The sequence below is a fragment of the Saccharothrix xinjiangensis genome, from assembly GCF_039527585.1.
In the GTDB taxonomy this organism is placed as follows: domain Bacteria; phylum Actinomycetota; class Actinomycetes; order Mycobacteriales; family Pseudonocardiaceae; genus Actinosynnema; species Actinosynnema xinjiangensis.
On the sequence record NZ_BAAAKE010000001.1, the window covers coordinates 674,892 to 700,339 of the forward strand.

The window sequence follows — 25,448 nt, forward strand, 5'->3', positions numbered from 1 at the left end:
AATGCGCCCATGCGGTGCACAGAGGACCGATCGCGGTCCTCTGTGCACCGCAAGCGGCTTTGCGCCGTTCGCCGGCCGAGGACGCGGCGACCGCCCTGGCCTCGATGGAGCCGAGGTCGTCGGTGTCAGCCGAGGTCGTTGGTGTCAGCCGAGGTCGTTGGTGTCAGCCGAGGTCGTTGGTGTCAAAGGTGTTGCAGCGCGCCGGGTCGCCGGTCTCGTAGCCGGTCGTGTACCACTTCTGGCGCTGCTCCGAGGAGCCGTGGGTGAACTGGGTCGTGTCGACCCGGCCGCCGCCCAGCTCGCTCTGGATGTAGTCGTCGCCGATGCGGGCCGCCGCGTCGAGCGCCGCGTTCACGTCGTCCTGCGTCACGCCGGTGATCAGCGGCTTGCCGGACCCGGTCGGCACGCTCTGCGCGTGGTTGGCCCAGGCGCCCGCGTAGCAGTCGGCCTGGAGCTCCAGCCGCACGGAGCCGGACGTGGGACCGGCCTCCTGGCCGACCCGGTCGGAGGTGCCGAGGAGGTTCTGCACGTGGTGGCCGTACTCGTGGGCGAGGATGTACGCCTCGACGAACGGGCCGCCCGCCGCGCCGAACTTCTGCTCCAGCTCCTGGTAGAAGGACAGGTCGATGTAGACCTGCCCGTCCGCGGGGCAGTAGAACGGCCCCACCGCGGAGGTGGCGTTGCCGCAGCGGGTCTGCACGCCGCCGGAGAAGAAGTTGGTCTGCGCGCGCTCGTAGGTGCGGCCCGACCGGGCGAACTGGTCGCTCCAGAACGCCTGGATGGAGTTGATGAACGCGACCGCCCGGCAGTCGATCTCGCGGTTGGCGTCCGCGCCGGTCCGGCACTTGTCCGCGATGGCCTGGGAGCCGACCTGCTGGTCCCGGCCCACGTCGCCGAAGCCCGAGCCGGAGGGCAGCTGCCCGGTGCCGCCGATCTGGGACAGCACGAAGTAGATGATCAGGCCCACGATGCCGAGCCCGCCACCGCCGAGGGCGACGCGGCCACCGACCCCGCGCTGGTCGGTGACCTGCGACGTGTCGAGTTCGGCGTTCTCGTTGAACTGCACCGCGTCCTCCCAGCAAGGCCGACCGGGCCCGGCGCGCCAAAGCCCGGATGCGGAGCCCGACGTCGGGGCACCGCACCCGGGTTTTCCAGTTGTGGAGGTGGCGAAACCGTTCTCCGCGGGGTTGGCGTGGACCTCGGTCGGCGCCGCCTCGAAGACGACGCCCTGAGGCAACCGGGTCAACAGCGTCAAGCGCGTCGAGGTCACCAGGGGTGTTGCGCGCTCGAAACCCCGTGTTCGCCGCTCGCGTTCGCGGTCGGGACGGTCTGAGGCCGTGCCGGTCGCGGGGTCGCGGTCGAACGTGGTTCGTCACCGCGTGGTCTTGTCCGCACCGCACCACCTGTCCCTTCCGGGCGTGCCCCGGTGGTTCGCTCGGGCTTTCCACCGCCGGCAGGTCCTCCTTCGAGGATGCGCCTGATCGGCCCCGTCCGCAAGCCATCGGCAAAGCCCTGAACTGGTGAAATGCAATTCGTGCCGGTTGCGAACGGTGAGCGGCCCGGTGGCCGGGCCGCTCACCGCGGGTGTCACGGCGTGGTGGTGATGCGGCCGAGCGCCGGCGGGGCGACGTTCGGGTTCGCGGTCAGGTACGCGGTGAAGGCGTCGAGGTCGATGCCGCCGCCGGTGATGTCCGTGCCGCCGGTGAAGGTGCTGAAGCCGTCGCCGCCGCCCTGGAGGAAGCTGTTGATCGTGACCCGGTAGCTCGCGGCGGGGTCGATCGGCGTGCCGTCCAGGGCGAGGTTCGAGACCTTCGAGCCGATCGGCGCGGACGCCGACCAGGAGTAGGTCAGGCCCCGGGACGGCTGGAGCACGATCTGCCGCTGCGCGCCGTTGACGACCTGCCACTGCTGCTCCAGCGCCGCCTTGAGCTGGACGCCGCTCAGCGTGACCGTCTGGAGGATGTTGCCGAACGGCTGCACGGTGAACGCCTCGCCGTAGGTGACCACGCCGTCGCCCTCGCCGGCGGGCGAGGAGGCGTAGGACAGGTCGGCGCGCACGCCGCCCGGGTTCATCAGCGCGAGCACCGCGCCGTTGCCCCGCGTGGCGGCGAGCTGGGAGTCCGCGATCAGGTTGCCGAGCGGGGACTCGCCCGCCGCGTTCTGCGCCCGGAGGACGTCCTGGGCGATGGTGCCGACCCGGCGGTTGGCGATCGGGCCGGACTTCGCCTTGGCCAGGTCGATGATCGCCTGGACCTCCGGGTCCGCGGCGACGTCCTTGGTGACCACGTGGTTGCGGGCGACCGTGGCGGAGCGGACGACCTCGCGGGTCCGCTTGTCGATCTTCAGGTCGACCACGGACAGCTCGCGGCCGAACGCCAGGCCCTCGATGAAGGGGCGCGGGTTGCCGGCCGGGTCGGTGACCGTGCAGTTGTAGTGCTGGTGGCTGTGGCCGGAGAAGACCGCGTCGATCTTCGGGCTGACCTGCTCGGCGATCTTGCGGCCGGGGCCGCCCTCGACCGTGCGGCAGTCGTCGGGGCCGCCGCCCGAGGTGTTGTCGCCCTGGTGGATGAGCAGGACGATCGACTTGACGCCCATCCAGTTCAGCAGGTCGGCGTAGCGGTTGGCGGCGGCGACCTCGTCGCCGAACTCCAGCTCCCTGATCCCGTTCGGGTCGACCAGGATCGGCACGTCCTTCAGCGGCATCCCGATGAAGCCGATCGGCACGCCGTCGCGGAACTCCACCCAGAACGGGGGCAGCGCGGGCAGGCCCCGCTTGTTTGCCAGCGTCACGTTCGCGCCCAGGATCGGGAAGTCGGCGCCCTCGTAGCGCTCCCGGAACTGGCAGCCGTCGGTCGGGTGGCAGCCGCCGCGCTGCATGCGCAGCAGCTCCCGGTAGCCCTCGTCGAACTCGTGGTTGCCGGCGGCGGTGGTGTCCATGCCGACCCGGTTGAGGACCTCGATGGTCGGCTCGTCGTGGAACAGCGCGGAGATGATCGGCGAGGCGCCGATCAGGTCGCCCTGGCCCACGATCACGGAGTTGCGCACCTGGGCCTGGAGCCGCTTGATGTGGGTGGCGTTGTACGCCGCGCCACCCGCCTCCACCTGGGTGCCGTCGGACAGCGTCACCCGACCGGACGAACCGGTCGGGGGCTCGATGTTGCCGTGCAGGTCGTTGATGCCGATCAACCGCACGTCCACCGTGCGTGACGGCTTGTTGTCGGCCTGTGCCGGTATCTGCGCGACGGTCACCGCGAGCGCCGCCGCGGCCGTCGCCGCGAGCGCGGCGACACGCCGGTTCAACGAGGTCATGTGGGGGTCCTCCCTGGCTGCGCCCCGGTAGGAGGGCGCGCTACGGCGGAGGAGTTTGCCTCGCGGAGCTGACGCGCACCAGACATGTGAGTGGATCGTCCGTTAACGGAGATGTGCGGGCATAGCCTGGTGGCGTGACTGAGCAGGAACCGCGCTGGCTGGACGCCGGGGAGATGCGCGCCTGGCGCAACTACGTGGTCGGGGCGTCGATGTTGGAGGACCGCCTGCACCGCGAGTTGCAGGAGCGGCACGGCGTGTCGCTGGCCGACTACGAGGTGCTGGTGCGGCTGTCCGAACGCCGGGGGCGGCGGATGCGGATGTCGCAGCTGGCGGACGAGGTGGCGTCGTCCAAGAGCAGGGTGTCGCACCAGGTGGCCAGGATGGAGCGCGAGGGCCTGCTCCGGCGGCGCGAGTGCCCCGAGGACGGGCGCGGGGTGTTCGCCGAGCTGACCGACAGGGGCGTGGCGGTGCTGGAGGGCTCCGCGCCCACGCACGTGGAGGGGGTGCGGGCGCACATGATCGACCTGCTGTCGAGGGAGGAGCAGGAGGTGCTGGCGAAGGTCTTCGACCGGGTCATCGCGCACCTGCGGGGGATGGACGGGTAGCCTGCTGCCGGCACACCGGGAAGCGTGGCAGAGCGGCCGAATGCACCCGCCTTGAAAGCGGGAGACGGGCAACCGTCCGGGGGTTCAAATCCCTCCGCTTCCGCAGCTTGAGCAGCGGGAACAGGGTGGCCTACCAGCCGGTGGGTCGTCCCGCTGGGCACGCAGTCTCGTTCGTGGTCTCACGTGCTTTCCGGCGGCCCCGCGAACCGGAGGATCGGGCAGGTGCCCCGTGCCGCCCACAACCCCGCGCTGCGCGCCCGCGGACGAGTACGAGTCGGAAGCCGGGTCGTTCGCCGCGCTGCTCGGGAGGGGTGTCGCCATCACGCCCGACGTGGTGCGGCAGGTGTGGGAGGACTGGTTCGGGTCGGGCTCGGGGTTCCTCCACCTGGCGTCCCCGGACTCGGTGGCCCGGTTCGCGGCCGCGCACGGGTCCCCGGGTGGCGGGGCAGGTCGCGCAACCCCGGGGGCCGGCTGTCGGACCAGGTCCGGGGTGGCCGCGCAGATGTGCTCCTCCCACCACTCCCGCGGCGGTGCGGCTCGCCCTTCGCCACGCCGGCGTAGATGAACGCGAGGCTGTGCTCGTCGGTCAGCGGGACGTCGAACACGTGCTCCCCGCGGCACTCGTCGCCCGGGTAGACCGCTGGCCCGTCGCCCGGGTCCACGGCCTTCAGCTCCTCGGGCGAATCGGGAGCGGGCTTCCCGAACTTGACGTCGGGGCGGTGGTCGTAGCTGTCCGCCTCGTCCGGGTACCGGATGCGCTCCGCGGGCCCCGAGCCTCCGAAAACAGGTCGAGGATCGCGCACGCGTCGTGGTCAGGCCGATGGCCGGGTGGCCGGGCGGCCGGGCGGCCGACGACGTCCGCACGACGAGGGCGGGGCCGGTCCTCCGCGGCAGACCGGCCCCGTCCGCTCAGGTCGTCACGCCACGTCGGCGTGCGAGTGGTGGTGCTCCTCGACGTGCGGGGAGCGCGCCGCCGCGGCGCGGGTTTCCGCCCGCTTCGCGCGCGGCGGGACGCCGTTGACGTCCTCGGTGCTGATCGCGTACGACGCCGTCACCCACGCGAGCGCGTCGGAGTTGCGGTCCAGCGCCTTGCGGTCGACGTTGCCCAGGTCGTCCCCCGGACCGTGGTAGTTCGGGTCGTAGGCGACGCCCGCCGTGCCGCCCCACTTGGCTGCCTGGGCCTCCGTCTTGACGCCCTCCGCGCCGGTGAACAGGCCGCCGGCCGGGATGCCGTTGGCGATGAACTCGCCGTAGTCCGAGCGGCCGCTGAAGTCGGTGCCCTCGGTCGGGACGCCCTTCTCGACCTCCAGGTAGTCGACGAAGGCCTGCTCGATCTGCGCCGAGCCGTAGGGGCCCTCGCCCGCGCCGACACCGTCGGAGTCGTCGCCGTCGTAGACGAAGTAGGCCGCGTTCGGCGAGCCGATCATGTCGAAGTTCAGGTACAGGGCGATGTCGAGCTGCTGCTCGAACGTCAGCGACCGCACGTACTTCTCCGAGCCGATCACGCCCAGCTCCTCGGCGCCCCACCAGGCGAACCGCACCGCGTTGCCCACCTTCGGCGAGCTGCCGAGCTGGAGGGCCGTCTCCAGCAGGCCCGCCGAGCCGGTGCCGTTGTCGTTGATGCCCGCGCCGACCTCGACGCTGTCCAGGTGCGCGCCCGCGACGACCACGTTGTCCTTGCGGCCGGTCCTGGTCTGCGCGACGACGTTGCGCGAGACGCGCTCCTCCTCGTGGTAGCGCAGGTCGACCGTGACGGGCTCGCCCGCCCGCGCGGCCAGGGCCGCCCCGTCGGCGCGGGTCACGCCGCCGGTCGGCACGACGCCGGGCGCGCCGAGCGTGACGCCGGCGAGGGTGCCCTCGGCGTTGTTGGAGACGACCACGGCGACCGCGCCCGCCGCGGCGGCGTTGCGGTGCTTGACGTCGAACGTGCAGGCGCCGCGCGGGACCAGGGCGATCGCGCCGGTGAAGTCCTGGCCCCCGAAGTCGGCGGCCTCGCAGCCCGGCGTGGCGTCGCTCGCGGGGACCACGCGCAGCGGGCCGGTGACGCCGCCGACCGGGGTCTGCGGCGAGAACTCCAGCGGGATGTTCTCGTAGGTCGTGGAGCCGACCTCGGCGACGGCCGCGTCGGTGATCTGGACCGGGTAGGTGAACTCCGGCGTCGTGACGTCGAACCCGGCGCCGCGCAGCTTGCCGGCGACGTACTCGACGCTCGCGTCGTAGCCCGGCGTGCCCGCCGCGCGCGAGCCGCCCGTGCGGTCGGCGATGCGCTGGAAGGCGATCAGGTGGCGGTTGACCCCGTCCAGGGTGACGCTCTTGGTGAGCTTCTTGGCCAACTGCGGTCCGTCGAGCTTCGCCGGCGCGGCGTTGCCGGTCGGGACGGCGACCAGGATGAGGGAGGCCGACGCGGCGAGGACCGCCGCGCGCCGGATCCCGGTTCGTGCTGACATGATCGAGTTCCCCTTCACTCGGATGAGGCACCCTCACAAGCGGCAGGCGTCAAATCAATCCGTCGGTCGTCGGGTTCTCAGCCCGTGAGCAGCGGCAAGCACGGCGTGACGCCGCTCACCCCCAGCTCCCAGTCGGGCCGGCGGAACGTCCCCGGGGTCACCAGCAGCCGCGTCTGCGCGGCCCGCTCGCCACGCCTGATCTGCACGAACCCGCCGTCCGGCCGGTAGCCGAGCTTGCGGCTCACGCCCAGCGACGGCAGGTTGTCGTCGAACGCGCTCGACCGCGCCGTGAGCGCGCCGAGGTGGTCGAACGCGAACGCCAGCACGGCCGCCCGCATCTCGGTGCCGAAGCCCTCGCCCTGGTGCGCCAGCCCGAGCCACGACCCGGTCGTGACCTCGCGCAGCACCGCGAAGTCGTCGGCGCCGAGCCCCTGCGAGCCGATGACCTTCCCCTCGGCCCTGACCAGGAAGTTCAGCGTCCAGTTCGCCGGTGACAGGGTCGCGCGCACGCGCCAGTGGAACTGGAGGGTGTTGCGCGGGATCAGCTCCCGGGGCGCGTCGGTCCAGGCCACGCCGAACGGGGTCCAGTCGGGCCGGTGCACGCCGTCGAGCGCCAGGTCGACCAGTTCGAGCAGCCCCTCGTCGTCGTCGGGGCGCAGCTCCAGGCGCGGCGTGCGCAGCACCAGGTCGTGGAACGGCCAGTGGTTCATGCCCGTCGATGGTGGCGACCGCGCGGTGGGCGTGCCGGCGGATTACCGTCGGGCCCATGCGAGCGATCACCACTCGGGAACCCGGCGGGCCGGACGCGATGGCGTGGACGGAGGTGCGGGACCCCGAACCGGGGCCCGGTGAGGTGCTGGTCAGGGTCGCGGCGACCGCCGTGAACCGGGCCGACCTGCTCCAGCGCCAGGGCCACTACCCGCCGCCGAGGGGCACCACGGACGTGCCGGGCCTGGAGTGCTCGGGCACGGTCGCCGCGCTGGGCCCGGGGGTCACCGGGTGGCGGGTCGGCGACGAGGTGTGCGCGCTGCTGGCCGGCGGCGGGTACGCGGAGCTGGTCGCGGCGCCCGCCGCGCAGCTGCTGCCCCTGCCCGGGGGCGTCGACCTGGTGACGGCGGCGTCGCTGCCGGAGGTCGCGTGCACGGTGTGGTCGAACGTGGTGATGCTGGCGCGGCTGTCGGCCGGCGAGACGTTCCTGGTGCACGGCGGCGCGGGCGGCATCGGCACGCACGCGATCCAGGTGGCGAAGGCCCTGGGCGCGCGGGTCGCGGTGACGGCGGGGTCGGCGGAGCGGCTGGCGCGGTGCGCCGAGCTGGGCGCGGACGTCCTGGTGAACTACCGCGAGCAGGACTTCGTCGCCGAGGTCGGCCGGGCGGACGTGGTGCTGGACAACATGGGCGCGGCCTACCTCGACCGGAACGTGGACGTGCTCGCGCCCGACGGGCGGCTGGTGGTCATCGGGATGCAGGGCGGGGTGAAGGCCGAGTTGAACATCGGGAAGCTGCTGGCGAAGCGGGGGACGGTGAGCGGCACCGGGCTGCGGTTCCGGCCGGTGGACGGGCCGAACGGGAAGGGCCGGATCGTCGCGGAGGTGCGGGAGCACCTGTGGCCGATGGTCGCGGACGGGCTGGTCAAGCCGGTCGTGGACCGGGTGCTGCCGATCGAACGGGTCGCGGACGCGCACCGGGCGCTGGAGGGCGGGGACGTGTTCGGGAAGGTGGTGCTGACGGTCTGAGGGCCGGGCCGGGCCCGGTCTGAGGGCCGGGCCGGGCCCGGTCTGAGGGCCGGGCCGCCGCCGGTCAGTCGAGCGCCGTCGCGGTGGCCAGGAACGTGCGCGGGGTGGTGCGGAAGCGCAGGGCGAACTCGTCGGCCCACCGCACCAGCACCGTCTGCTCGCCGGGCCGTTCCGCGTCGTCGACCAGGACCGCCGCGCCGGGCGCCAGCACGCCCCGGAAGACCGGCAGCGCCGGGTAGCGCGCGTCGCCCAGCAGGGGCCCGTCCACGAGCAGCAGGTCCACCAGGCCGTACCGCTCGACGAACGCCGACACCTCGTCGTGCACCAGCTGCGGGTGGTACCACTGCCCGTTGCCCAGGGCCGCCGGGTGGGGTGAGAGCGGCGCGTGGACGACCCGGGCGACGTGGCCGAGGCCCTCGCGCCGCAGCTGGCTCGCCACGAACGCGGCGGTGCGCTCGTCGTGCTCGACGGACAGCAGGTGCCCGAAGCCGCGGCGGGCCAGCAGCCGGGCCAGGACCACCGAGGACGCGCCGCAGCCGCACTCCACCACCACCGTGCGCGAGCCGAGCAGCACCTCGTCGACCACGGCGGCCAGCGCGGCGGGCCTCAGCTCCTGCGCCGTGGTCGGCAGGTACTCCGACATCAACGGCGCGAGGCGGTGCAGCGCGGCCAGGTCGGCGAGCTCCCGAGACAGCAGGTCGTCCACCCGGCACCGCCCCTCACCCCAGCTCGGCGACCGCCCGCACGAGCTCGTCCACTTCGACCGCGTTCGTGTAGTGGGCGAGCCCGACGCGGATGGCCCCGCCGACCTCACCCACCCCCAGCACCGAGAACACGCCGTGCTGCCCCGAATCGGCGAACGCGCACACGCCGCGCTCGGACAGGTGCTCGACGCCGTCGGTCGCCTTCACGCCGGCCACCGTGAACGCCAGGGCGGGCACCCGCCGCATCGCGTCCCCGATCACCATGACGTGACGGAGTGATCGCAGTTCGTTGATGAGATTAGCCAGAAGACCGGCCTGGTAGGCCTTCACGGACCGCAGTGACGTGAGCAGCCTCTCCCGCCGGGGGCCGACGGCCGCGTCGTCGAGGCCCGCCAGGTACTCGACCGAGGCGACCAGGCCGGCCAGCAGCGGGTAGGCGTGGGGGCCCAGCTCCAGGCGCTCCGGGCCGCGCGCGCCCGGCTCGACGGCCACCGAGGGCAGCAGGTCGAGCATGGACGGGTCGCGGAACACCAGCGCGCCCACGGGCGGCCCGCCCCAGTTGTTCGCCGAGACCGCCACCACGTCGGCGTCCATCGACGTGACGTCCAGCGGCACGAACGGCGCGGCGGAGGAGGCGTCCACGACCACCAGGGCATCCGTGCGGCGGGCCGCCTCGGCGATCTTGCGGAGGTCCGGGCGGGTGCCGACGGAGCCGGACGCGGCGGTGACGGCGACCAGCTTGCACTTGGGCGTGATCAGCTCGTCGTACTGCCACGCGGGCAGCTCGCACGTCTCGATGTCGACCTCGGCCCACCGCACCACGCTGCCGGTGCGCTGCGCGGCCCGCTGCCACGGCGCGATGTTGGCCGGGTGGTCCAGGCGCGACACCACGACCTCGTCCCCGAGGAACCAGGTGTCGGACAGCGCGTCGGACAGCCGTTGCAGCAGCACCGCGGAGCTGGGCCCGAGCACGACCCCGGCGGGATCCGCGCCCACCAGGTCCGCGACGGCCCGCCGAGCCGCGTCGACGATGGCCTCGGCGCGTTGCGAGGCAGGGAATATGCCACCCGGCCCGGAGACGGGTGCGCGCAGCGCGGTGGAGACGGCCGTGGCCACCTGTTCGGGTACTTGCATCCCCGCAGGAGCGTCCAGATGAACCCAGCCGTCGCCGAGCGCGGGGAACAGGCCGCGGACTCGTGCGACGTCGAACGCCATGCCGCACACCGTACGGAGGAGGTCCGCCGCGCCGACAGCAGGGGCTGCGGGTTTGCCACCCGATCCGTGACCCGGTTCGCCCCTCGGGCCCCCATCGAGCCAGGATGGAGGGCATGAGCGAGCAGGAGAACGAGCGGCACGTGGTCGTGGTCGGCCCGGACGGGACGCCCGTGGGCGCCGCGCGGATGCCGGTCGGTTCCGGTGACGACGCGGGCGGCCAGGACGTGACCGGCCTGGTCGAGCAGCCGGCGAAGGTCATGCGGATCGGCACGATGATCAAGCAGTTGCTGGAGGAGGTCAGGACCGCGCCCCTGGACGAGGCCAGCCGGAACCGGCTCAAGGAGATCCACAAGCGGTCGATCGACGAGCTGGAGGACGGCCTGGCGCCGGAGCTGCGGGACGAGCTGGAGCGGCTGTCGCTGCCGTTCACGGAGGAGGGGACCCCGTCGGACGCGGAGCTGCGGGTCGCGCAGGCCCAGCTGGTGGGGTGGCTGGAGGGCCTGTTCCACGGCATCCAGACGGCGCTGTTCGCGCAGCAGATGGCGGCGCGGGTGCAGCTGGAGCAGATGCGGGGCCGGGCGCTGCCCGCCGGTCCGGGCGGAGCGGGCGAGGTCCCCGGCGCGAACCCGCGGGGCACCGGCCAGTACCTCTGAGGACGTCCGCGGCCGCCTGAGGGCCTCCGAGGTCACCGGCCGGACCGCGCCCGCCGGTGGCCCCGGGGTGGCGCGCCCGCGCAGGGCGGAGCGGCTCCGGACCCGGGCGGCCGGTTCGACCGCCCGGGTCCCCGAGGCGGGCCCGGCCGGGGTGGGCTCAGCTGAACGCGCCCCACAGGGACGCCATCCCGCGCAGCCCGCGCGGCTTGCCCCCGTCGCCCTCGGCGACGGGCGCGGGGACCTCCTCGGCGGGCGGCTCGGGCTCCGGCCGGACCGGCGGCACGTAGATCCGGCCGGCCAGGTCGAGCTTGGTCTCGCGGTATTTGGCGAGCAGCTCGGGCGCGTACCCGCCGGCGGTGGGCGGCTCGGGCACGTCGGTCACGTCGGTCGTCATCGACCAGGACGAGCCGAGGTCGATCAGCGACCGGTGCTTGGTCGCGTAGTAGTCCGGGCGGACGCTCACCGCGACCCCGCTCGCCCCGGCGGCCGCGGCGACCATGTGCAGGTGGAAGCGGGTCGACAGCCACTTCTGGCCGGTCCTGACCGGCAGCCCGTCGCGCCAGATGTCGGAGAACGGGAAGAAGCGCACGCCGGGCAGCTCGTGCTCGATCAGGCCGTAGACCTCGCGGTCCACCCTCGGGATGCCCTCGACGAAGCCGATGTCGCCCGCTGTCGCGCCCCAGGACCGCAGGGTGTCCAGGACCAGCGAGGCCAGCGCGGGCCGCGGCACCTCGATCAGGTCGGACTGGATGCACAGCATGAACTCCGGCAGCTCCTCCTCCTTGCTGTAGAGGTGCGTGCCGAGCCCCATGAAGGCGTCGTCGACGGTCTTGCGGACGTTCTCGGTCCCGGCGGCGTCGAGCAGCTCCGCCGACGCGTCGTCGCGGACGTCGACCACGTCGAACCGCTCGACGAGCTTGCGCAGCAGCGACGTCGCCTGCGGCGCCGCCGGGTAGAGGCCCTGACCGGTCATCACGGCCCGGCCGCCCGAGCGCCGCGCCGCCGCCGCTGCGCCCGCGACGAGCCCGACGTGGCGGGGCCAGATGGCGTTGACGTAGCCGCCGCCGATGACGTGCACGACGTCCGCGCGGTGCAGCACCTCGATGGCCTGCACCCATCGCGGGGCGTGACCGGGGAACTCCACTGCGTGCTGAACCCACGAGGCGACCTCCCACGGTTCGTCGGAGGGCGCTTCCCAGCACAGCCGCCACAGCGTGTCGACGAACTTCACCCGCGGGTGCAGGTCGCCGAGCAGCACGGTCGCGGGGCCGGGACTGGCGCAGTCCACCCACACGTCCGCCTCGGGGGCCGCGGTGGCCAGGTAGCGCAACCACGTAGCGGTGATCAACTCATCACCGTAGTTCGGGAACCCGGAAGTCCCGACGAGGTAGATGGTCGCTCCGGCCCACGGGGAGGAGGACATCCTCGGGGTTTCAGTCACGCGCTGATGGTAGATATGCGGTGGAATGATCCCAACAAGGTCACGCACTCGGGCTGCGGTGCCTCCCAATGTCGGGATACGCGCTACCGCCGGTAGTCTCACACACCGTGCAACCCACGAGTACGGTCGACCGGCCAGAGGCTCCCCCTGCACCCAACTCGCGCACCTTCGCGCGGGCGTTCGGTGACGTGCGTGACGCATGGCACCAGCGTGAGCTGTGGGCGCACCTGGGCTGGCAGGACATCAAGCAGCGCTACCGCCGTTCGGTGATCGGTCCGCTGTGGATCACCATCTCGATGGGGACCACGGCGCTCGCGCTCGGCCTGCTGTACTCACAGCTGTTCGGCCAGTACGTGCCGACGTTCCTCCCGTACGTGACCGCGGGCTTCGTCATCTGGAACTTCATCGTCGGCGTCGTCACCGAGGGCACCGAGGTGTTCATCGCCAACGAGGGGCTGATCAAGCACCTGCCCGCGCCGGTCACCGTGCACGTGCTGCGCATGGTGTGGCGCCAGGTGCTGTTCTTCATGCACAACCTGGCCGTCTACGTCATCGTGGTGGCCATCTTCTTCCCGGAGCTCGCGAAGCCCTACAAGATGGAGGGCGACGACTTCCTCCACCCGGGCCTCTCGTGGTCGGCCCTGCTGGCGATCCCCGGCTTCGTGCTGCTCGCGGTCAACGCCGTGTGGATCGCGCTGCTGTTCGGCATCATCAGCACCCGGTTCCGCGACATCCCCCCGGTCATCCACAGCTTCATCAACCTCGTCTTCTTCATGACGCCGATCGTGTGGCACGTGGGTGTGCTCAACAGGTTCACCCAGGGCGGCGACGGCGGGAGCGGCGACTGGCGGGTGCTGATCGCCGAGCTGAACCCCATCTACCACTTCGTGGAGATCGTCCGCGCGCCGATGCTGGGCCACGCCCAGGACTGGCACCATTGGGTCGTGGTGGGCGCGTTCACCCTCGTCGGGTGGACACTGGCGTTGGTCGCCATGCGCAATTACCGTGCCCGCGTTTCCTACTGGGTCTGAGTGAGGCCTCGAAAATCATGGTCAGCATCGACGTCTGGAACGCCTCGGTCGACTTCCCGATCTTCGACGCCAAGTCGAGGTCGTTGAAGAAGCTCGCCCTGGGCAAGGTCGGCGGCAAGATCGGCGCGGAAGGCCGCGTCCCGATCATCGAGGCGCTGCACGACATCAACATCTCGCTCCGGCACGGTGACCGCGTCGGCCTGATCGGCCACAACGGCGCGGGCAAGTCCACCCTGCTGCGGCTGCTCTCGGGCATCTACGAGCCCACGCGGGGCAGCTCGCGGATCGTGGGCAAGGTCGCGCCCGTGTTCGACCTCGGCGTGGGCATGGACCCGGAGCTCTCCGGGTACGAGAACATCATGATCCGCGGGCTCTTCCTCGGCATGGGCCGCAAGGAGATGGAGAAGCGGGTCGACGACATCGCCGAGTTCACCGAGCTCGGCGACTACCTGTCCATGCCGCTGCGCACCTACTCGACCGGTATGCGGGTGCGGCTGGCGCTGGGCGTGGTGACCTCCATCGACCCGGAGATCCTGCTGCTCGACGAGGGCATCGGCGCGGTCGACGCGGCGTTCCTGGAGAAGGCGCGGGACCGGCTGAACGACCTCGTGAGGCGATCGGGCATCCTGGTGTTCGCGTCCCACTCCGACGACTTCCTGGTCGAGCTGTGCAGCACCGCGATCTGGATGGAGGAGGGGCAGGTCAAGTCGCAGGGCTCGCTGCGCGAGGTGGTCACCGCCTACAAGGGCCGGGACCCGTTCGAGCACCTGAGCCCGGAGACGCTGGAGCGGATCGGTCAGCCGAGGGTCCTGAGCGGGAACGGTGGCGAGTAGGTGAGCGTGGAGAGGGCACTGCCCCAGGGCGCTGTGGTGGGGGTCGTCGTGACCCGGCACCGGCGGGAGCTGCTGGCCGACTCGCTGAAGGTGCTGGCGTCGCAGACGCGGCCCCTGGACCACCTGGTGGTCGTCGACAACGGGCCGGACCAGCCGGTCGACGACCTCGTCGAGCAGTGCCCCATCCCCACGACGTACCTCGCGTCGCACCGCAACCTCGGCGGCGCGGGCGGCTTCGCCCTGGGCATGCTGCACGCGCTGTCGCTCGGCGCGGACTGGCTGTGGCTCGCGGACGACGACGGCAGGCCCGCGGACGAGACCGTGCTCGCGGTGCTGCTGGAGGAGGCGTCCCGGCGCGACCTGGCCGCCGTCTCGCCGGTGGTGTCGAACATCGACCGGCCGGAGAAGCTGGCGTTCCCGCTGCGGCGCGGCCTGACCTGGAAGCGGAACACGTCCGAGCTGGGCCGCGACTTCCTGCCGGGCATCGCGTCCCTGTTCAACGGCGCGCTGTTCAAGGCCTCGACGGTCGACGTGATCGGCGTGCCGGACTACCGGCTGTTCTTCCGCGGCGACGAGGTGGAGATCCACCGCAGGCTGGTGCGCAGCGGCCTGCGGTTCGGCACGTCCCTGCGGGTCGCCTACCTGCACCCGGACGGGTCGGACGAGTTCAAGCCGATGCTCGGCGGCCGGTTCCACGCGCAGGACCCGGAGAACGAGGTCAAGCGGTACTACACCTACCGCAACCGCGGGTACCTGCTGTCGCAGCCGGGCATGCGCAAGCTGGGGCTGCTGGAGGCGTTCCGGTTCGGGCTGTACTTCATCGGCGTGCGCCGGGACCCGAAGGCGTTCCTGGAGTGGCTGCGGCTGGTGCGGCTGGGGCAGCGGGAGCGGTTCTTCCGCAAGTGAGGTCCGGGGGTTCAGCCGGCGGCGGAATCGCCGTTGGCGAACCTCCCTTGCCTGGTCGGCGGCCTGCTGGTGGGCTGGCCGCATGGTTGCTGAAGCGCGCGAGAAGTCCCTGGTGCTGCACTTGGCCGCGAACCCGAACCCGATTTCGATCCGGGTGACCGACGCGACGGCCGACGACCTCGAACCACGCCTGATCCAGATCGTGCGCAACGGCCACACGCAGGTGGTGCGGACGGCGGACGGCAAGGACTTCGTGGTCAACTTCGGCCACGTGGTGGCCGCTCACTTCGAGTGAGCCGCCGGGTGGTTCGGGGGCGGTGCGGCGGGTCGGTCCGGGAGCGGCGGGTCGGTCCGGGGAGTGGCGGGTCGGTCCGGGAGCGGCAGGTCCGTCCGGGAGCGCCGGGGCGGTCCGAGAGCGGCGCGGCGGGGCGGTCCGGGGAAAGCGCCCGGTCGCCCGCCAATTCATGTCGTACCCCGCCGGTATAGTAAAAAACAGGGGTCCCCCGGGAGGGGACCCCTGCGCAGCGTCCACCGGCCCGGCGGCGCCGTCACCGGCGCGGCCCGGACCGCCGGATCACCTGTTGTTCTCGAACACCTTGCGCCACGACTCCACCGAGGTCATCTCGGGCAGCGCGTCGCGGTAGGTCCTCTTCAGCCGCGGCCACTCCTGGCCCAGCCGCCGGTAGTTGCGCACCACCCGCGCCATCAGCTGGCGGAACTCCTTCGGGTCCCGCTTGCGGAACGCCACGCCGCTGCCGTCCGCGCTGGACACCGTCGCGCTGTCCAGGTTGCCCAGCAGGAACCAGCGGGCGTTGGTGGCGGGCACGTTGATCTGCGGGCGCTCCTCGGCGTGCTTCTCCGGGGTGCGCAGGTTGTGCAGCAGGGCCTTCGACGCCTTCGCCGCGATCACCGCGGGGTTCACCGGCGGCTTGAGCATGGCCTCGGCCCGCACCATGTCGAACGTCGGCGGCGGGAACTCGCGGGCCGACGGGAGCACCTGGGCGTCGCTGTAGGTCTTGCGCAGCCGCTGGATGTCCGGCAGGGCCGTGCGCAGCGAGTCGAACAGCTTCGCCGGGCCGTCCAGGAAGTCCTCGATGGCCTTCTGCTGCACCGCGACCGTCGAGTACTCCATGGACAGCAGGTGCCGCAGCGACAGCTTCATGCCCTGCTTGACCAGGGTGGACCTGACGTCGTACGGGCTGTGCAGCGCGGCCAGGATGAGCCGGTTGCGGGTGTGGAAGTACGCCTGCCAGTCGGTGGCGTCGTTCTTGTCGGTCCACGGCATGTGCCACACCGCGGAACCGGGCAGCGAGATGGTCGGGTAGCCGTTCTCCAGCGCGCGCAGCGAGTACTCGGCGTCGTCCCACTTGATGAACAGCGGCAGCGGGTAGCCGGTGCGCTGGATGACCTCGCGCGGGAACAGGCACATCCACCAGCCGTTGTAGGTGGCGTTGATGCGCAGGTGGAGCTTCGCGGTCTCGCGCAGCGACTCCTCGCCGAAGTCGTGGTCGGTGACCGCGCCCGGCGCGGCCCGCCAGAAGCAGCTGGCCAGGTCGACGACCTCGCCCATGCTGTGCAGGCGGGCGCGGGCCTGGAGGTTGAGCATGTGGCTGCCCACGATGACCGGCTGGGCGGCGGCGCGGGCGAACGCGTTGGAGCGCAGCACCGCGTCCGGCTCCAGCCGGATGTCGTCGTCCATGAGCATGATCTGGTCGACGTCGGTGTGCTCGATCGACTCGTACAGGCCGCGGGTGAAGCCGCCGGAGCCACCGAGGTTGTCCTGCTCGATGACCTCCAGCTTGTCACCCAGGAGGGCGACGGCCTCGGCGTAGCCCTCGGTGTCGCGGACCTTCACCGCGCCCTGGTCGGCGACGAACACCTTCTGCACGACCGCCAGCACCTGGGGGTCCTCGCCGAGGGCGCGCAGGGCGATGACGGCGTCCACCGGGCGCATGGTCGTCATGCCGATGGCGACCTTCTGCTCCGGCAGCACCTGCTCGGTCGTCCAGGCGGCCTCGCCGATCTCCAGCGTGCTGTCGTCGGTGAACACGTCGAACCAGATCCAGCCGCCGTCCTCGAACGGCTTCAGGGTGACCCGGAAGTCGACGTCCTCCCACTGCCCGCCGGTGCGGACGGGGCGGCCGTCGAGGTGGATGATGTCGCCGTTGGGCTTGGAGCGGTAGACGTCGAGGCGGCCGCCGCCGCGGACCCGCATCCGCAGCACGACCTCCTCCACGACCGTCCAGCGCTTCCAGTAGCTCGCGGGGAACGCGTTGAAGTACGACGCGAACGACACCTTGGCCGACGAGGGGACCGTGACCGAGCGCCGGGAGGAGACGTGCGCGTGCACGTTCTCGGGCTCGTCCAGGTACAGCGGGCGGACGTCAAGCGGGTCCTCTTCCCGGGGCAAGATCACGCGCTGGAGCACGTGCCTGGGGTCGAGGGGGCTCTGCTCGGTCACTGGTTCCCTCCGGCGAACCGCGCGCGACGGGCGGTTCGAGTGAGCTGCGGGTGAATCCGACCACCGGACGAGGCGGTCACGGTGGCACCGACGATACTCCGTCGCGCGGCTCGCGCCGGCGACGGAGTACCGGCCCCGACCAGTCGTTCAGTCGAGGTTGCCGTCGAGCGGCGCGCCGTCGACCAGGTGCGGGGCGATGCGGTTGTCGAACGCGGTGAGCGCCGAGCCGATGGCCATGTGCATGTCGAGGTACTTGTAGGTGCCCAGGCGACCGCCGAACAGCACGTTGCGCTCGGCCGCCTCCTGCTTCGCCAGCTCGCGGTACCGCTCCAGCTTGGCGCGGTCCTCGGAGGTGTTGATCGGGTAGTACGGCTCGTCGTCCTTCTCCGCCGAGCGGGAGAACTCGCGGACGATGACCGTCTTGTCCGACGGGTACTCGCGCTCCGGGTGGAAGTGCCGGAACTCGTGGATGCGGGTGTAGGGCACGTCCGCGTCGTTGTAGTTCATCACCGGGGTGCCCTGGAAGTCGCCGATCGGGAGGACCTCCCGCTCGAAGTCCAGCGTGCGCCAGCCGAGCCAGCCCTCGCTGTAGTCGAAGTACCGGTCGAGCGCACCGGTGTACACGATCGGGGTGCCGGCCGGGATCTCGGCGCGCACGTCGAAGAAGTCGGTGTTCAGCCGCACCTCGATGTTCGGGTGATCGGCCATCTTCTCCAGCCACGCGGTGTAGCCCTCGACCGGCAGACCCTCGTAGGTGTCGTTGAAGTACCGGTTGTCGAAGGTGTAGCGGACCGGCAGGCGGCTGATGACCGCGGCCGGCAGCTCCTTCGGGTCGGTCTGCCACTGCTTGGCGGTGTAGTCGCGGACGAACGCCTCGTACAGCGGGCGGCCGATCAGCGAGATCGCCTTCTCCTCCAGGTTCTTCGCGTCCTTGGAGTCGATCTCGGCGGCCTGCTCGGCAACCCAGGCACGGGCCTCTTCCGGGCTCAGGTAGCGCCCCACGAACTGCGAGATCAGGCCCAGGCCCATCGGGAACTGGTACGCCTGCCCGTCGTGCATGGCGAACACGCGGTGCTGGTAGCCGGTGAACTCGGTGAACTGGTTGACGTAGTCCCACACCCGCTTGTTCGAGGTGTGGAAGAGGTGCGCACCGTACCGGTGCACCTCGATGCCGGTCTCCGGCTCGGCCTCCGAGTACGCGTTGCCGCCGATGTGCTCCCGGCGTTCGAGCACCAGCACCCGCTTGTCCAGCTGGGAGGCGGCGCGTTCGGCAACGGTCAGGCCGTAGAAGCCCGATCCCACCACGATCAGGTCAAAACCCGCGAAATCCACGGGGTCGAGGTTACCGGTCTGGTAGGTCACGGCTCACAGACCCCCCTGGCGCTTCCAGCGACGCCCGAACAGGGCCAGGACCAGCGCCCCGACCAGGCCCGCGGCGCCCAGGGCGAGGCCCGCGGCGAAGCCCGGCGGCGTCCACTCCAGGGTCAGCTCGCCCTCGTCGACGCCCTCCGGCAGCTCCACCTGGAGCAGGCCCGCGGGCCCCGTCGTGAGGGGCACCTCGCGCCCGTCGACCCGCGCGGTGTAGCCGGGCCAGTTGAGCCGGGCGAAGGTCAGCACGGCGGGTTCGGCGTCGTCGGCGACCCGGAAGCGCACCGCCTCGGCGGTCTCCTCGGGCGAGGTGTCGGAGAGGACCTCGACGCCCTCCGACGCGGACCCGAGCCTGCCGTCCGGCCACGCGTGCGGCGCCTGCCTGGCCAGCACGGTGACGGCGTCGTCGCGCTCCCGCACCCGCCACCCGTCCGGTGCCTCGACCTCGTCCAGGAGGCCGCGCTCGACCACGACCGTGTCCAGGCGCATCATCTCGGCGAGCGTGGTGCCGCGGTCGTCCCGGGGCGCCCACAGGTTCCGGTAGCCGGCCACGCAGGACTCGCCGATGAAGCTCATGCAGAACGCGTCGGAGAACTCCTTGAAGCCCATGCCCGTGTAGGTGTTCACCGCGTTGACGCCGGCGGCCCGGTAGGCGGTGCCGAACAGGACGTGCTGCCACGCGCCGTCGGGGCCTCGGCCCAGCCGGTCCACCGCGCCGCGGTCGGCGAACTGCATGGTGGCGCCCTGGTAGCTCGCGAAGGAGTCGCGCATCGCCTGCACCGAGTGCGGGTAGTAGTACGGGTTGACGTTGAAGTTGCCCACGAACGCCGTGGTCTGGAGCAGCAGCACGGCCGCCGTGCCCGCGTGCAGGCCGATCGCGAGCTTGCCGGTGCCGCGCCTGGCCGCCCAGACGGCCAGGGCGGTGAAGCCGGCGACCACGACCAGGGCGAGCACGTGCCAGCGGCGGTGCTGCGGCGTGCCGGCCCACGACAGGTAGGTCGCGAAGAGGACGAGCGCGCCGGACGCGGCCGCGCGCACCTTGACCCGGTCGGTGCGCAGGCCCTCGGACAGCACGACCGCGACCAGCACGGCCAGGCCGAGGTAGACCGACTCGATCAGGCGCAGCGGCCAGCGGAACATCCACAGCTGCGACGGGCTGAGGGTCAGCAGCAGGTAGGCGACGACGATGACGCCGACGCTGGTCAGCTCGCGCAGGCGCTCGCGCACGACGCCCCAGCGCAGCCACGGCAGGAGCGGCACCACGAACCAGGCGAAGTAGGCGACCGGGCTGTGCATGGTCGCCTGCCAGTTGCTGATCTGCGGCAGGTAGGTGGGCGCGCTGAGGTTGAGCAGGTCGCCCAGGCCGGGCACCAGCATCCCGTCGTTCCAGATGCCCTGCCCGCTGCGCCACGTCACCGACGAGCTGCCCAGCAGCGCCAGGAAGACCAGCGGCACGACCGCGCCGACGCACAGGCCGACCAGGACCAGCCGGACCACCACGGCGCGGCGAGCGCGCACCAGGTTCTCGACGATGAGGCCGAGCAGGACGATGCAGATGCCCAGCACGCCGTACGGGTTGCCGCCGGTGACGATGAAGGCGCCGATGAGGAAGACCCAGAACGGGTTCATCCGGCCGTCGGCCATCCGGCGCGCCGCCCACCACAGCAGCGGCACCATCGAGAACGACATCAGGCCCGAGGCCCAGCCGGCGGTGTCGAAGTACAGGGTGAAGCCGCTGAACGGCAGCGCCACGGCCACCGCGGAGGACGCCCACCGGGCGGCGCCGTAGTCGCGGGCGACCAGGTAGGTGCCCAGCGCCAGCAGGACCATGAACTGCGCCTTGACCAGCAGCGCGGAGACCGCGAGGTCGGGCAGCAGGGACACCAGGACGTAGTTGGCGACGTACAGCGGGTTGTAGATGCCGAACAGCGCCTCGGCCGCGTAGTTGCCGCCCATCCAGGCGTCGACGTCGAGCAGCGGCGGCCACTGGCCGCCCCGGATCAGGGTGCCCAGGTGGTGCCAGGTGGGCAGGAACTGGGCGGCGCTGTCGTCCCAGTAGTAGAAGATCCGGTTGTTGATCAGCGGGACCAGCGCCAGCAGCGCGACCAGGGCGCACGTGGCCAGCGGCCAGGCGAGGCCGCCCCGCTCGCTCTTCCTCGCCTCGGGCCCCCGGTCGGCGTCGACCGCGGTCGCCCCCTCGTGGAGCAGGCTCACGCCGCCGCCTCCTGCGGGGTCTCGCTCTTCTTCAGGTCGCCGGGCACGTTCCCGCGGAAGACCAGCTGGGTGACCACGAAGGTGATCGGGATGGCGACGACGGCGGCCACGAGGGGCGCGACCTTCTCGTTCATGTCCGCGAACTCCACCAGCGCCCACAGGCCGACCGACTGGATCACGAAGTTGGCCAGGGTGGACAGCGGGAACAGCAGGAAGCTCTTCCACGACGGCTTCACGCGGAACGTGAAGTAGCAGTTCAGGAAGTACGAGCCGATCATGCTGAGCACGAACGCCAGCACGTGCGCCGCGAAGTAGGGCAGGAAGGTGGTGAAGAGGACGTAGCAGAGGTAGTACGTCCCCGTGTTCACCACGCCCACGGCGCCGAACCGGACGATGCGGCCCAGGTTCACAGCTTCGCCCCGGTCGTGGACCGCGCCTCGTGCGCCAGGTTGTGCTGGAGCAGCTCCTGGTGGTCGAGGCCCGGCCCGAGGGGGACGCTCACCGGGGCGTCGGCGTCGCCGCTGACCTCCTTGAGCAGGAAGTGCGGCCGGCGCTTGGTCTCGTAGTAGATCCGGCCCAGGTACTCGCCCATCACGCCGAGGAACAGCAGCTGGAGGCCGCCGATGCCGAGGATGCCGGTGACCAGGGTGACGTAACCCGGCACGTCCACGCCGCGGATCAGCGCGTCGGTGAGGATCCAGATGATGTAGCCGAACGCGAGGGCGGTGAAGAACCCGCCGAGGTACACCGCCAGGCGCAGCGGCTGGTTGTTGAACGAGATGACGCCGTCGATGCCGTAGTTCAGCAGCTTGCGGAAGGTCCACTTGCTGCCGCCCACCTCGCGGGTCACGTTCTCGTAGTCGACCACGACGGTGTCGAAGCCGATCCACGAGAACAGGCCCTTGGAGAAGCGGTTGTACTCGCCCAGCGACAGCAGGGCCCGCACCGCGCGCTGGCTGAGCACGCGGAAGTCGCCGACGCCGTCCTCCAGCTCGACGTCGACCAGGCGGTTCATCATCTTGTAGTACATCTTCGAGATCAGCGACCTGACCTTGCCGTCGCCCTTGCGGGTGCGGCGGGCGACGACCTGGTCGTAGCCCTGGTCCAGCAGCGGCAGCATCCGGGCCAGCAGCTCCGGCGGGTGCTGGAGGTCGGCGTCGAGGATGGCGACGGCCTCGCCCCTGGCCTGGCTGAGGCCCGCGAGCATCGCGGCCTCCTTGCCGAAGTTCCGGCTCAGCGCCAGGTAGCGGAAGCGCGGGTCCTCGGCCGAGATGCGGCGCATGACCTCCAGCGTGCGGTCCTTGCTGCCGTCGTCGACCAGGAGGACCTCGAAGTCCGGGACGATCGCACTCAGCTCCTTGGTCAGCGCCTCTTTCAGCCTGACCAGGCCCTGCTCCTCGTTGAAGCAAGGAATGACCACGGAAAGCATGAGTACTCCTGTGTTTGCCGCTGCGCTGTGAAAGGTGACGTCATCAGTGCGTGGCCCACGGTGTGAGAGCCGGGCTACCAGTCGCGCCGCACGCTAGCACGGTAGACACCGGGCACTTCCGCCGTGGGTACCCCCGGTGACCTCGCGCTAACCACCACCGGGCGATCGTCAGAACCACCGCTCCAGGACCAGCGCCACCCCGTCCTCGGAATTGGCTGCGGTGACCTCGTCGGCGGCCTCCCGGGCCGCCGGGTGCGCGTTGCCCATCGCCACGCCGTGACCCGCCCATTTCAGCATCGGCACGTCGTTCGGCATGTCCCCGAAAGCCAGCACGCCGCTCGCGTCGACGCCCAGCCGCTCGGCCACGACGGCCAGGCCGGAGGCCTTGGTGACACCGGGCGCGGCGAACTCCAGCAGGCCCTCGTCGGTCGAGAACGTCATGGCCACCGAGTCGCCGACCAGCGGCCCGACGGCCCGAGCCATCTCCTCCGACGTCATCATCGGGTGCCTGACCAGCAGTTTCACCGCATCCCGACCGAGCAGCTCGGCCCGCTGGTGGCCGGGCAGCGGCTGCGAGCCCTCCGACCACGGGTGGAGGTAGTGCTCGTCGGAGAGGAACTCGACCTCGGCCGGGCGGCGGGCGCTGCCGCCGACCCGCTCGGACGCCAGCGCGCACCCCGGCAGCGCCTCGTCGAGCACGGCGGCCAGGTCGCTCAGCTGCACCGGGGTCAGCACCTCGGCCGCGACCACGCGGTCCTCGCCGAGGTCGTAGAGCACGGCCCCGTTCGAGCACACCGCGTAGCCGGTGAGGCCGGCGGAGTCCGCGATCTCGGGCACCCACCGCGGTGGGCGGCCGGTGGCCAGGACGAACGGGACGTCCGCGGCGAGCACGCGGCCGACCGTCGCGACGGTGCGGGGGCTGAGCCGGCCGAGTGGTCCGAGGAGGGTGCCGTCGGCGTCGGACGCCACGAGGGAAGGTCTCTGCACGCCCCCATGGTGCCTGGTCGGATAACGTCGCCGGGTGCGCACTGGGATTGTGATCCTGCCGGAACGCCGCTGGTGGATGGCCGAACACCAGTGGAAGGCCGCCGAGGAGTACGGCTTCCACCACGCCTGGACCTACGACCACATGGGGTGGCGGTCGTTGGTGGACGGTCCCTGGTTCGGGGCCGTGCCGACGCTCGCCGCGGCCGCCCGCGTCACGGAGCGCATCCGCCTCGGGACGCTGGTCGCGTCGCCGAACTTCCGCCACCCGGTGCCGTTCTCCCGGGAGCTGCTGGCGCTGGACGACCTGACCGACGGCCGCTTCACGCTCGGCGTCGGCGCAGGTGGGCAGGGGTACGACACGCAGGTCATGGGCGGTCCGCCCGCCGGCAGCAGGCAGGGCCGGTTCGAGGAGTTCGTGACCGCGCTCGACCTGCTGCTGACGCGGGAGCGCACCACGTTCGAGGGCGAGCACTTCCGGATCAGGGACGCGCGGAGCGCGCCGGGGTGCGTGCAGCAGCCGCGGCTGCCGTTCGTGGTCGCCGCGAACGGGCCGAGGGCGATGGCGGTCGCCGCGCGGTACGGCACCGGCTGGGTCACCACCGGACCGGAGGCCGACGACGAGGGGTCGTGGTGGCGGGGAGTGGCCGAACTCACGCTGCTGTTCCGCGAGCAGCTGGACCGGATCGGGCGCGCGAAGGGCACCGTCGACTTCCACCTCAACGCCGACTCGTGCCCGGTGTTCTCGCTGACCAGCGTGGAGCACTTCCGGGACGTGGTCGGGCGGGCGCGGGAGCTGGGGTTCACCGACCTGGTCGTGCACTGGCCGCGCGCCGACGGGGTGTACGCGGGCAGCGAGGCCGTGCTGGAGCGGGTGGCGGCCGACGTGCTGCCCGAGCTGGTGAAGGGCTGACGGCGTGCGGCGGGTGGTGGTGGTCGGCGGCGGCATCGTCGGCCTGGCGACCGCGTGGGAGCTGGTGAAGCGCGGCCACGAGGTGGTGGTGCTGGAGAAGGAGGCGCGCTGGGGCGCGCACCAGACCGGCCACAACAGCAACGTGGTGCACGCGGGCCTCTACTACAAGCCGGGGTCGCTGAAGGCGCGCATGTCGGTGGCCGGCAACGCCTCGATCGTGGCGTTCGCCCGCGAGCGCGGCGTGCCGGTCGAGGTCTGCGGCAAGCTGGTCGTCGCCACGTCGCGCGACGAGCTGCCGCGCCTGGAGGCGCTGGCCGAGCGGGCCGCGGCGAACGGGGTGCCGGCCCGCCGGATCACCGCCGACGAGGCGCGCGGGCACGAGCCCGAGGTGGCGGCGGTCGCGGCGCTGCGGGTGGAGAGCACGGGCATCATCGACTTCCCGGCGGTGTGCCGGGCGCTGGTGGACGAGCTGGACGGCCAGGACCTGCGGTTGGGCGCGCCCGCCCTGGCGATCCGGCGGGCCCTGAGCGGCGGCGGCGTCGAGGTGGCCACGCCCGGCGGCGTGGTGCGGGCGGACGCGCTGGTGAACTGCGCGGGCCTGCACAGCGACCGGGTGGCCAGGATGGCGGGCGTGGCGCCGTCGGCGGCGATCGTGCCGTTCCGGGGCGAGTACTACGAGCTGCGGCCCGACCGGCGGCACCTGGTGCGCGGGCTCGTCTACCCGGTGCCGGACCCCGAGCTGCCGTTCCTGGGCGTGCACCTGACCCGGATGCTCGACGGCAGCGTGCACGCGGGCCCGAACGCGGTGCTCGCGCTGCGTCGCGAGGGTTACACGTGGCGTGACTTCTCGGCGGTCGACGTGCTGGACGTGGCCAGGTTCCCGGGCACGTGGCGGCTGGCGCGGCGGTTCGCCCGCACCGGGGCCGAGGAGGTGCTGCGGTCGTTCTCGCGGAAGCGGTTCGCGGCGAGCCTGGCCCGGCTGGTGCCCGCGGTCGGCCCGGACGACCTGGTGCGGGCCGAGGCGGGGGTGCGGGCGCAGGCCATGCGCGCCGACGGCTCGCTGGTGGACGACTTCCTGATCGACACCGCGCCGCGGCAGGTGCACGTGCTGAACGCGCCCTCGCCGGCGGCCACGTCGTCGCTGGAGATCGGTCGGCACGTGGCGGGGCAGGTGGAGCTGAGCTGGCCGTGAGGCGGGTT

At 71.8% G+C, this 25,448-nt stretch carries 22 protein-coding genes and 1 tRNA gene; 10 read left to right on the forward strand and 13 right to left on the reverse strand.

Annotated features, from left to right (window positions below; all coding sequences use genetic code 11):
- Positions 1-163: 163 nt before the first annotated feature.
- Both ypfJ and ABD223_RS03210 read right to left on the reverse strand, forming a co-directional pair.
- Positions 164-1,066, reverse strand: a complete 903-nt coding sequence (gene ypfJ / locus ABD223_RS03205) for a KPN_02809 family neutral zinc metallopeptidase (RefSeq protein WP_344034295.1) — start codon at positions 1,064-1,066, stop codon at positions 164-166.
- Between the two features lie 521 nt (positions 1,067-1,587).
- Positions 1,588-3,309 (reverse strand): bifunctional metallophosphatase/5'-nucleotidase, encoded by a 1,722-nt coding sequence (locus tag ABD223_RS03210; RefSeq protein WP_344034296.1) that lies wholly within the window; start codon positions 3,307-3,309, stop codon positions 1,588-1,590.
- A 134-nt stretch (positions 3,310-3,443) separates the two neighbouring features.
- Between ABD223_RS03210 and ABD223_RS03215 the strand changes: the two genes are divergently transcribed.
- A complete protein-coding gene (locus tag ABD223_RS03215; RefSeq protein ID WP_344034297.1) occupies positions 3,444-3,914 on the forward strand; it encodes a MarR family winged helix-turn-helix transcriptional regulator in 471 nt (156 codons plus the stop codon).
- Positions 3,915-3,932: 18 nt separating this feature from the next.
- Positions 3,933-4,017: transfer RNA gene (locus ABD223_RS03220), tRNA-Ser, on the forward strand.
- 814 nt (positions 4,018-4,831) lie between these two features.
- Here ABD223_RS03220 and ABD223_RS03225 read toward each other — a convergent pair.
- Together ABD223_RS03225 and ABD223_RS03230 are read right to left on the reverse strand one after the other, a co-directional pair.
- Complete coding sequence (locus ABD223_RS03225; protein WP_344034298.1) at positions 4,832-6,361, reverse strand: M28 family metallopeptidase; 1,530 nt, start codon at positions 6,359-6,361, stop codon at positions 4,832-4,834.
- Positions 6,362-6,438: 77 nt separating this feature from the next.
- The gene (locus tag ABD223_RS03230; protein WP_344034299.1) at positions 6,439-7,071 is read right to left on the reverse strand and encodes a GNAT family N-acetyltransferase; all 633 of its coding nucleotides are present in this window, start codon (positions 7,069-7,071) and stop codon (positions 6,439-6,441) included.
- A 56-nt stretch (positions 7,072-7,127) separates the two neighbouring features.
- Here ABD223_RS03230 and ABD223_RS03235 point away from each other — a divergent pair, with 56 nt between their 5' ends.
- On the forward strand, positions 7,128-8,096 hold the full coding sequence (locus ABD223_RS03235) for an NAD(P)H-quinone oxidoreductase (protein ID WP_344034300.1): 969 nt from the start codon (positions 7,128-7,130) through the stop codon (positions 8,094-8,096).
- Between the two features lie 64 nt (positions 8,097-8,160).
- Here ABD223_RS03235 and ABD223_RS03240 read toward each other — a convergent pair whose 3' ends face one another.
- Both ABD223_RS03240 and ABD223_RS03245 read right to left on the reverse strand, forming a co-directional pair.
- Positions 8,161-8,802: a class I SAM-dependent methyltransferase gene (locus tag ABD223_RS03240; RefSeq protein WP_344034301.1), complete on the reverse strand. Its 642-nt coding sequence runs from the start codon at positions 8,800-8,802 to the stop codon at positions 8,161-8,163.
- 13 nt (positions 8,803-8,815) lie between these two features.
- A complete protein-coding gene (locus ABD223_RS03245) occupies positions 8,816-10,015 on the reverse strand; it encodes a cysteine desulfurase-like protein (protein WP_344034302.1) in 1,200 nt (399 codons plus the stop codon).
- Between the two features lie 113 nt (positions 10,016-10,128).
- Between ABD223_RS03245 and ABD223_RS03250 the strand changes: the two genes are divergently transcribed.
- Complete coding sequence (locus tag ABD223_RS03250) at positions 10,129-10,668, forward strand: bacterial proteasome activator family protein (RefSeq protein WP_344034303.1); 540 nt, start codon at positions 10,129-10,131, stop codon at positions 10,666-10,668.
- A 157-nt stretch (positions 10,669-10,825) separates the two neighbouring features.
- On the opposite strand, the gene ABD223_RS03255 is transcribed toward ABD223_RS03250, so the two are convergent.
- Positions 10,826-12,109: a polysaccharide pyruvyl transferase family protein gene (locus ABD223_RS03255; RefSeq protein ID WP_344034304.1), complete on the reverse strand. Its 1,284-nt coding sequence runs from the start codon at positions 12,107-12,109 to the stop codon at positions 10,826-10,828.
- A gap of 107 nt (positions 12,110-12,216) precedes the next feature.
- Here ABD223_RS03255 and wzm point away from each other — a divergent pair, with 107 nt between their 5' ends.
- From wzm to ABD223_RS03275, 4 genes are all read left to right on the forward strand, one after another.
- Positions 12,217-13,140 carry a galactan export ABC transporter permease subunit Wzm/RfbD gene (wzm, locus tag ABD223_RS03260; RefSeq protein ID WP_344034305.1) on the forward strand — a complete coding sequence of 308 codons (924 nt, stop codon included), beginning with the start codon at positions 12,217-12,219 and terminating at the stop codon, positions 13,138-13,140.
- 17 nt (positions 13,141-13,157) lie between these two features.
- A complete protein-coding gene (gene wzt / locus ABD223_RS03265; protein WP_344034306.1) occupies positions 13,158-13,973 on the forward strand; it encodes a galactan export ABC transporter ATP-binding subunit Wzt/RfbE in 816 nt (271 codons plus the stop codon).
- Complete coding sequence (gene glfT1 / locus ABD223_RS03270) at positions 13,974-14,879, forward strand: galactofuranosyltransferase GlfT1 (protein ID WP_344034307.1); 906 nt, start codon at positions 13,974-13,976, stop codon at positions 14,877-14,879. It abuts the gene before it with no gap.
- An 82-nt stretch (positions 14,880-14,961) separates the two neighbouring features.
- Complete coding sequence (locus ABD223_RS03275; protein WP_344034308.1) at positions 14,962-15,174, forward strand: hypothetical protein; 213 nt, start codon at positions 14,962-14,964, stop codon at positions 15,172-15,174.
- 279 nt (positions 15,175-15,453) lie between these two features.
- Here the strand turns inward: ABD223_RS03275 and ABD223_RS03280 are convergent, their stop codons facing one another.
- The 6 genes from ABD223_RS03280 to ABD223_RS03305 form a co-directional block, all read right to left on the reverse strand.
- On the reverse strand, positions 15,454-17,340 hold the full coding sequence (locus ABD223_RS03280; RefSeq protein WP_344034309.1) for a glycosyltransferase: 1,887 nt from the start codon (positions 17,338-17,340) through the stop codon (positions 15,454-15,456).
- Positions 17,341-17,487: 147 nt separating this feature from the next.
- Entirely contained in the window at positions 17,488-18,672 is a 1,185-nt protein-coding gene (glf, locus tag ABD223_RS03285; RefSeq protein ID WP_344034310.1) for a UDP-galactopyranose mutase, read from the reverse strand.
- A gap of 33 nt (positions 18,673-18,705) precedes the next feature.
- On the reverse strand, positions 18,706-20,922 hold the full coding sequence (locus ABD223_RS03290) for a hypothetical protein (protein ID WP_344034311.1): 2,217 nt from the start codon (positions 20,920-20,922) through the stop codon (positions 18,706-18,708).
- A complete protein-coding gene (locus ABD223_RS03295) occupies positions 20,919-21,332 on the reverse strand; it encodes a GtrA family protein (RefSeq protein WP_344034312.1) in 414 nt (137 codons plus the stop codon). The genes ABD223_RS03290 and ABD223_RS03295 overlap by 4 nt, the downstream gene beginning before the upstream one ends.
- A complete protein-coding gene (locus ABD223_RS03300; RefSeq protein ID WP_344034313.1) occupies positions 21,329-22,351 on the reverse strand; it encodes a glycosyltransferase family 2 protein in 1,023 nt (340 codons plus the stop codon). Before ABD223_RS03300 ends, ABD223_RS03295 begins: the two co-directional genes overlap by 4 nt.
- A 168-nt stretch (positions 22,352-22,519) precedes the next feature.
- A complete protein-coding gene (locus ABD223_RS03305; protein WP_344034314.1) occupies positions 22,520-23,338 on the reverse strand; it encodes an HAD family hydrolase in 819 nt (272 codons plus the stop codon).
- A 34-nt stretch (positions 23,339-23,372) separates the two neighbouring features.
- On the opposite strand from ABD223_RS03305, the gene ABD223_RS03310 reads away from it, so the two are divergent.
- Positions 23,373-24,248 (forward strand): LLM class flavin-dependent oxidoreductase, encoded by an 876-nt coding sequence (locus ABD223_RS03310; protein ID WP_344034315.1) that lies wholly within the window; start codon positions 23,373-23,375, stop codon positions 24,246-24,248.
- 4 nt (positions 24,249-24,252) lie between these two features.
- On the forward strand, positions 24,253-25,440 hold the full coding sequence (lhgO, locus tag ABD223_RS03315; protein WP_344034316.1) for an L-2-hydroxyglutarate oxidase: 1,188 nt from the start codon (positions 24,253-24,255) through the stop codon (positions 25,438-25,440).
- Positions 25,441-25,448 lie beyond the last annotated feature (8 nt).

What these genes read in the sequence shown, in the direction of transcription:
- ABD223_RS03210 (WP_344034296.1), bottom strand. Translation starts at nt 3,309, where the DNA reads ATGACCTCGTTGAACCGGCGTGTCGCCGCGCTCGCGGCGACGGCCGCG.
- ABD223_RS03225 (WP_344034298.1), bottom strand. Translation starts at nt 6,361, where the DNA reads ATGTCAGCACGAACCGGGATCCGGCGCGCGGCGGTCCTCGCCGCGTCG.
- ABD223_RS03230 (WP_344034299.1), bottom strand. Translation starts at nt 7,071, where the DNA reads ATGAACCACTGGCCGTTCCACGACCTGGTGCTGCGCACGCCGCGCCTG.
- ABD223_RS03235 (WP_344034300.1), top strand. Translation starts at nt 7,128, where the DNA reads ATGCGAGCGATCACCACTCGGGAACCCGGCGGGCCGGACGCGATGGCG.
- ABD223_RS03245 (WP_344034302.1), bottom strand. Translation starts at nt 10,015, where the DNA reads ATGGCGTTCGACGTCGCACGAGTCCGCGGCCTGTTCCCCGCGCTCGGC.
- ABD223_RS03250 (WP_344034303.1), top strand. Translation starts at nt 10,129, where the DNA reads ATGAGCGAGCAGGAGAACGAGCGGCACGTGGTCGTGGTCGGCCCGGAC.
- wzt (WP_344034306.1), top strand. Translation starts at nt 13,158, where the DNA reads ATGGTCAGCATCGACGTCTGGAACGCCTCGGTCGACTTCCCGATCTTC.
- ABD223_RS03275 (WP_344034308.1), top strand. Translation starts at nt 14,962, where the DNA reads ATGGTTGCTGAAGCGCGCGAGAAGTCCCTGGTGCTGCACTTGGCCGCG.
- ABD223_RS03300 (WP_344034313.1), bottom strand. Translation starts at nt 22,351, where the DNA reads ATGCTTTCCGTGGTCATTCCTTGCTTCAACGAGGAGCAGGGCCTGGTC.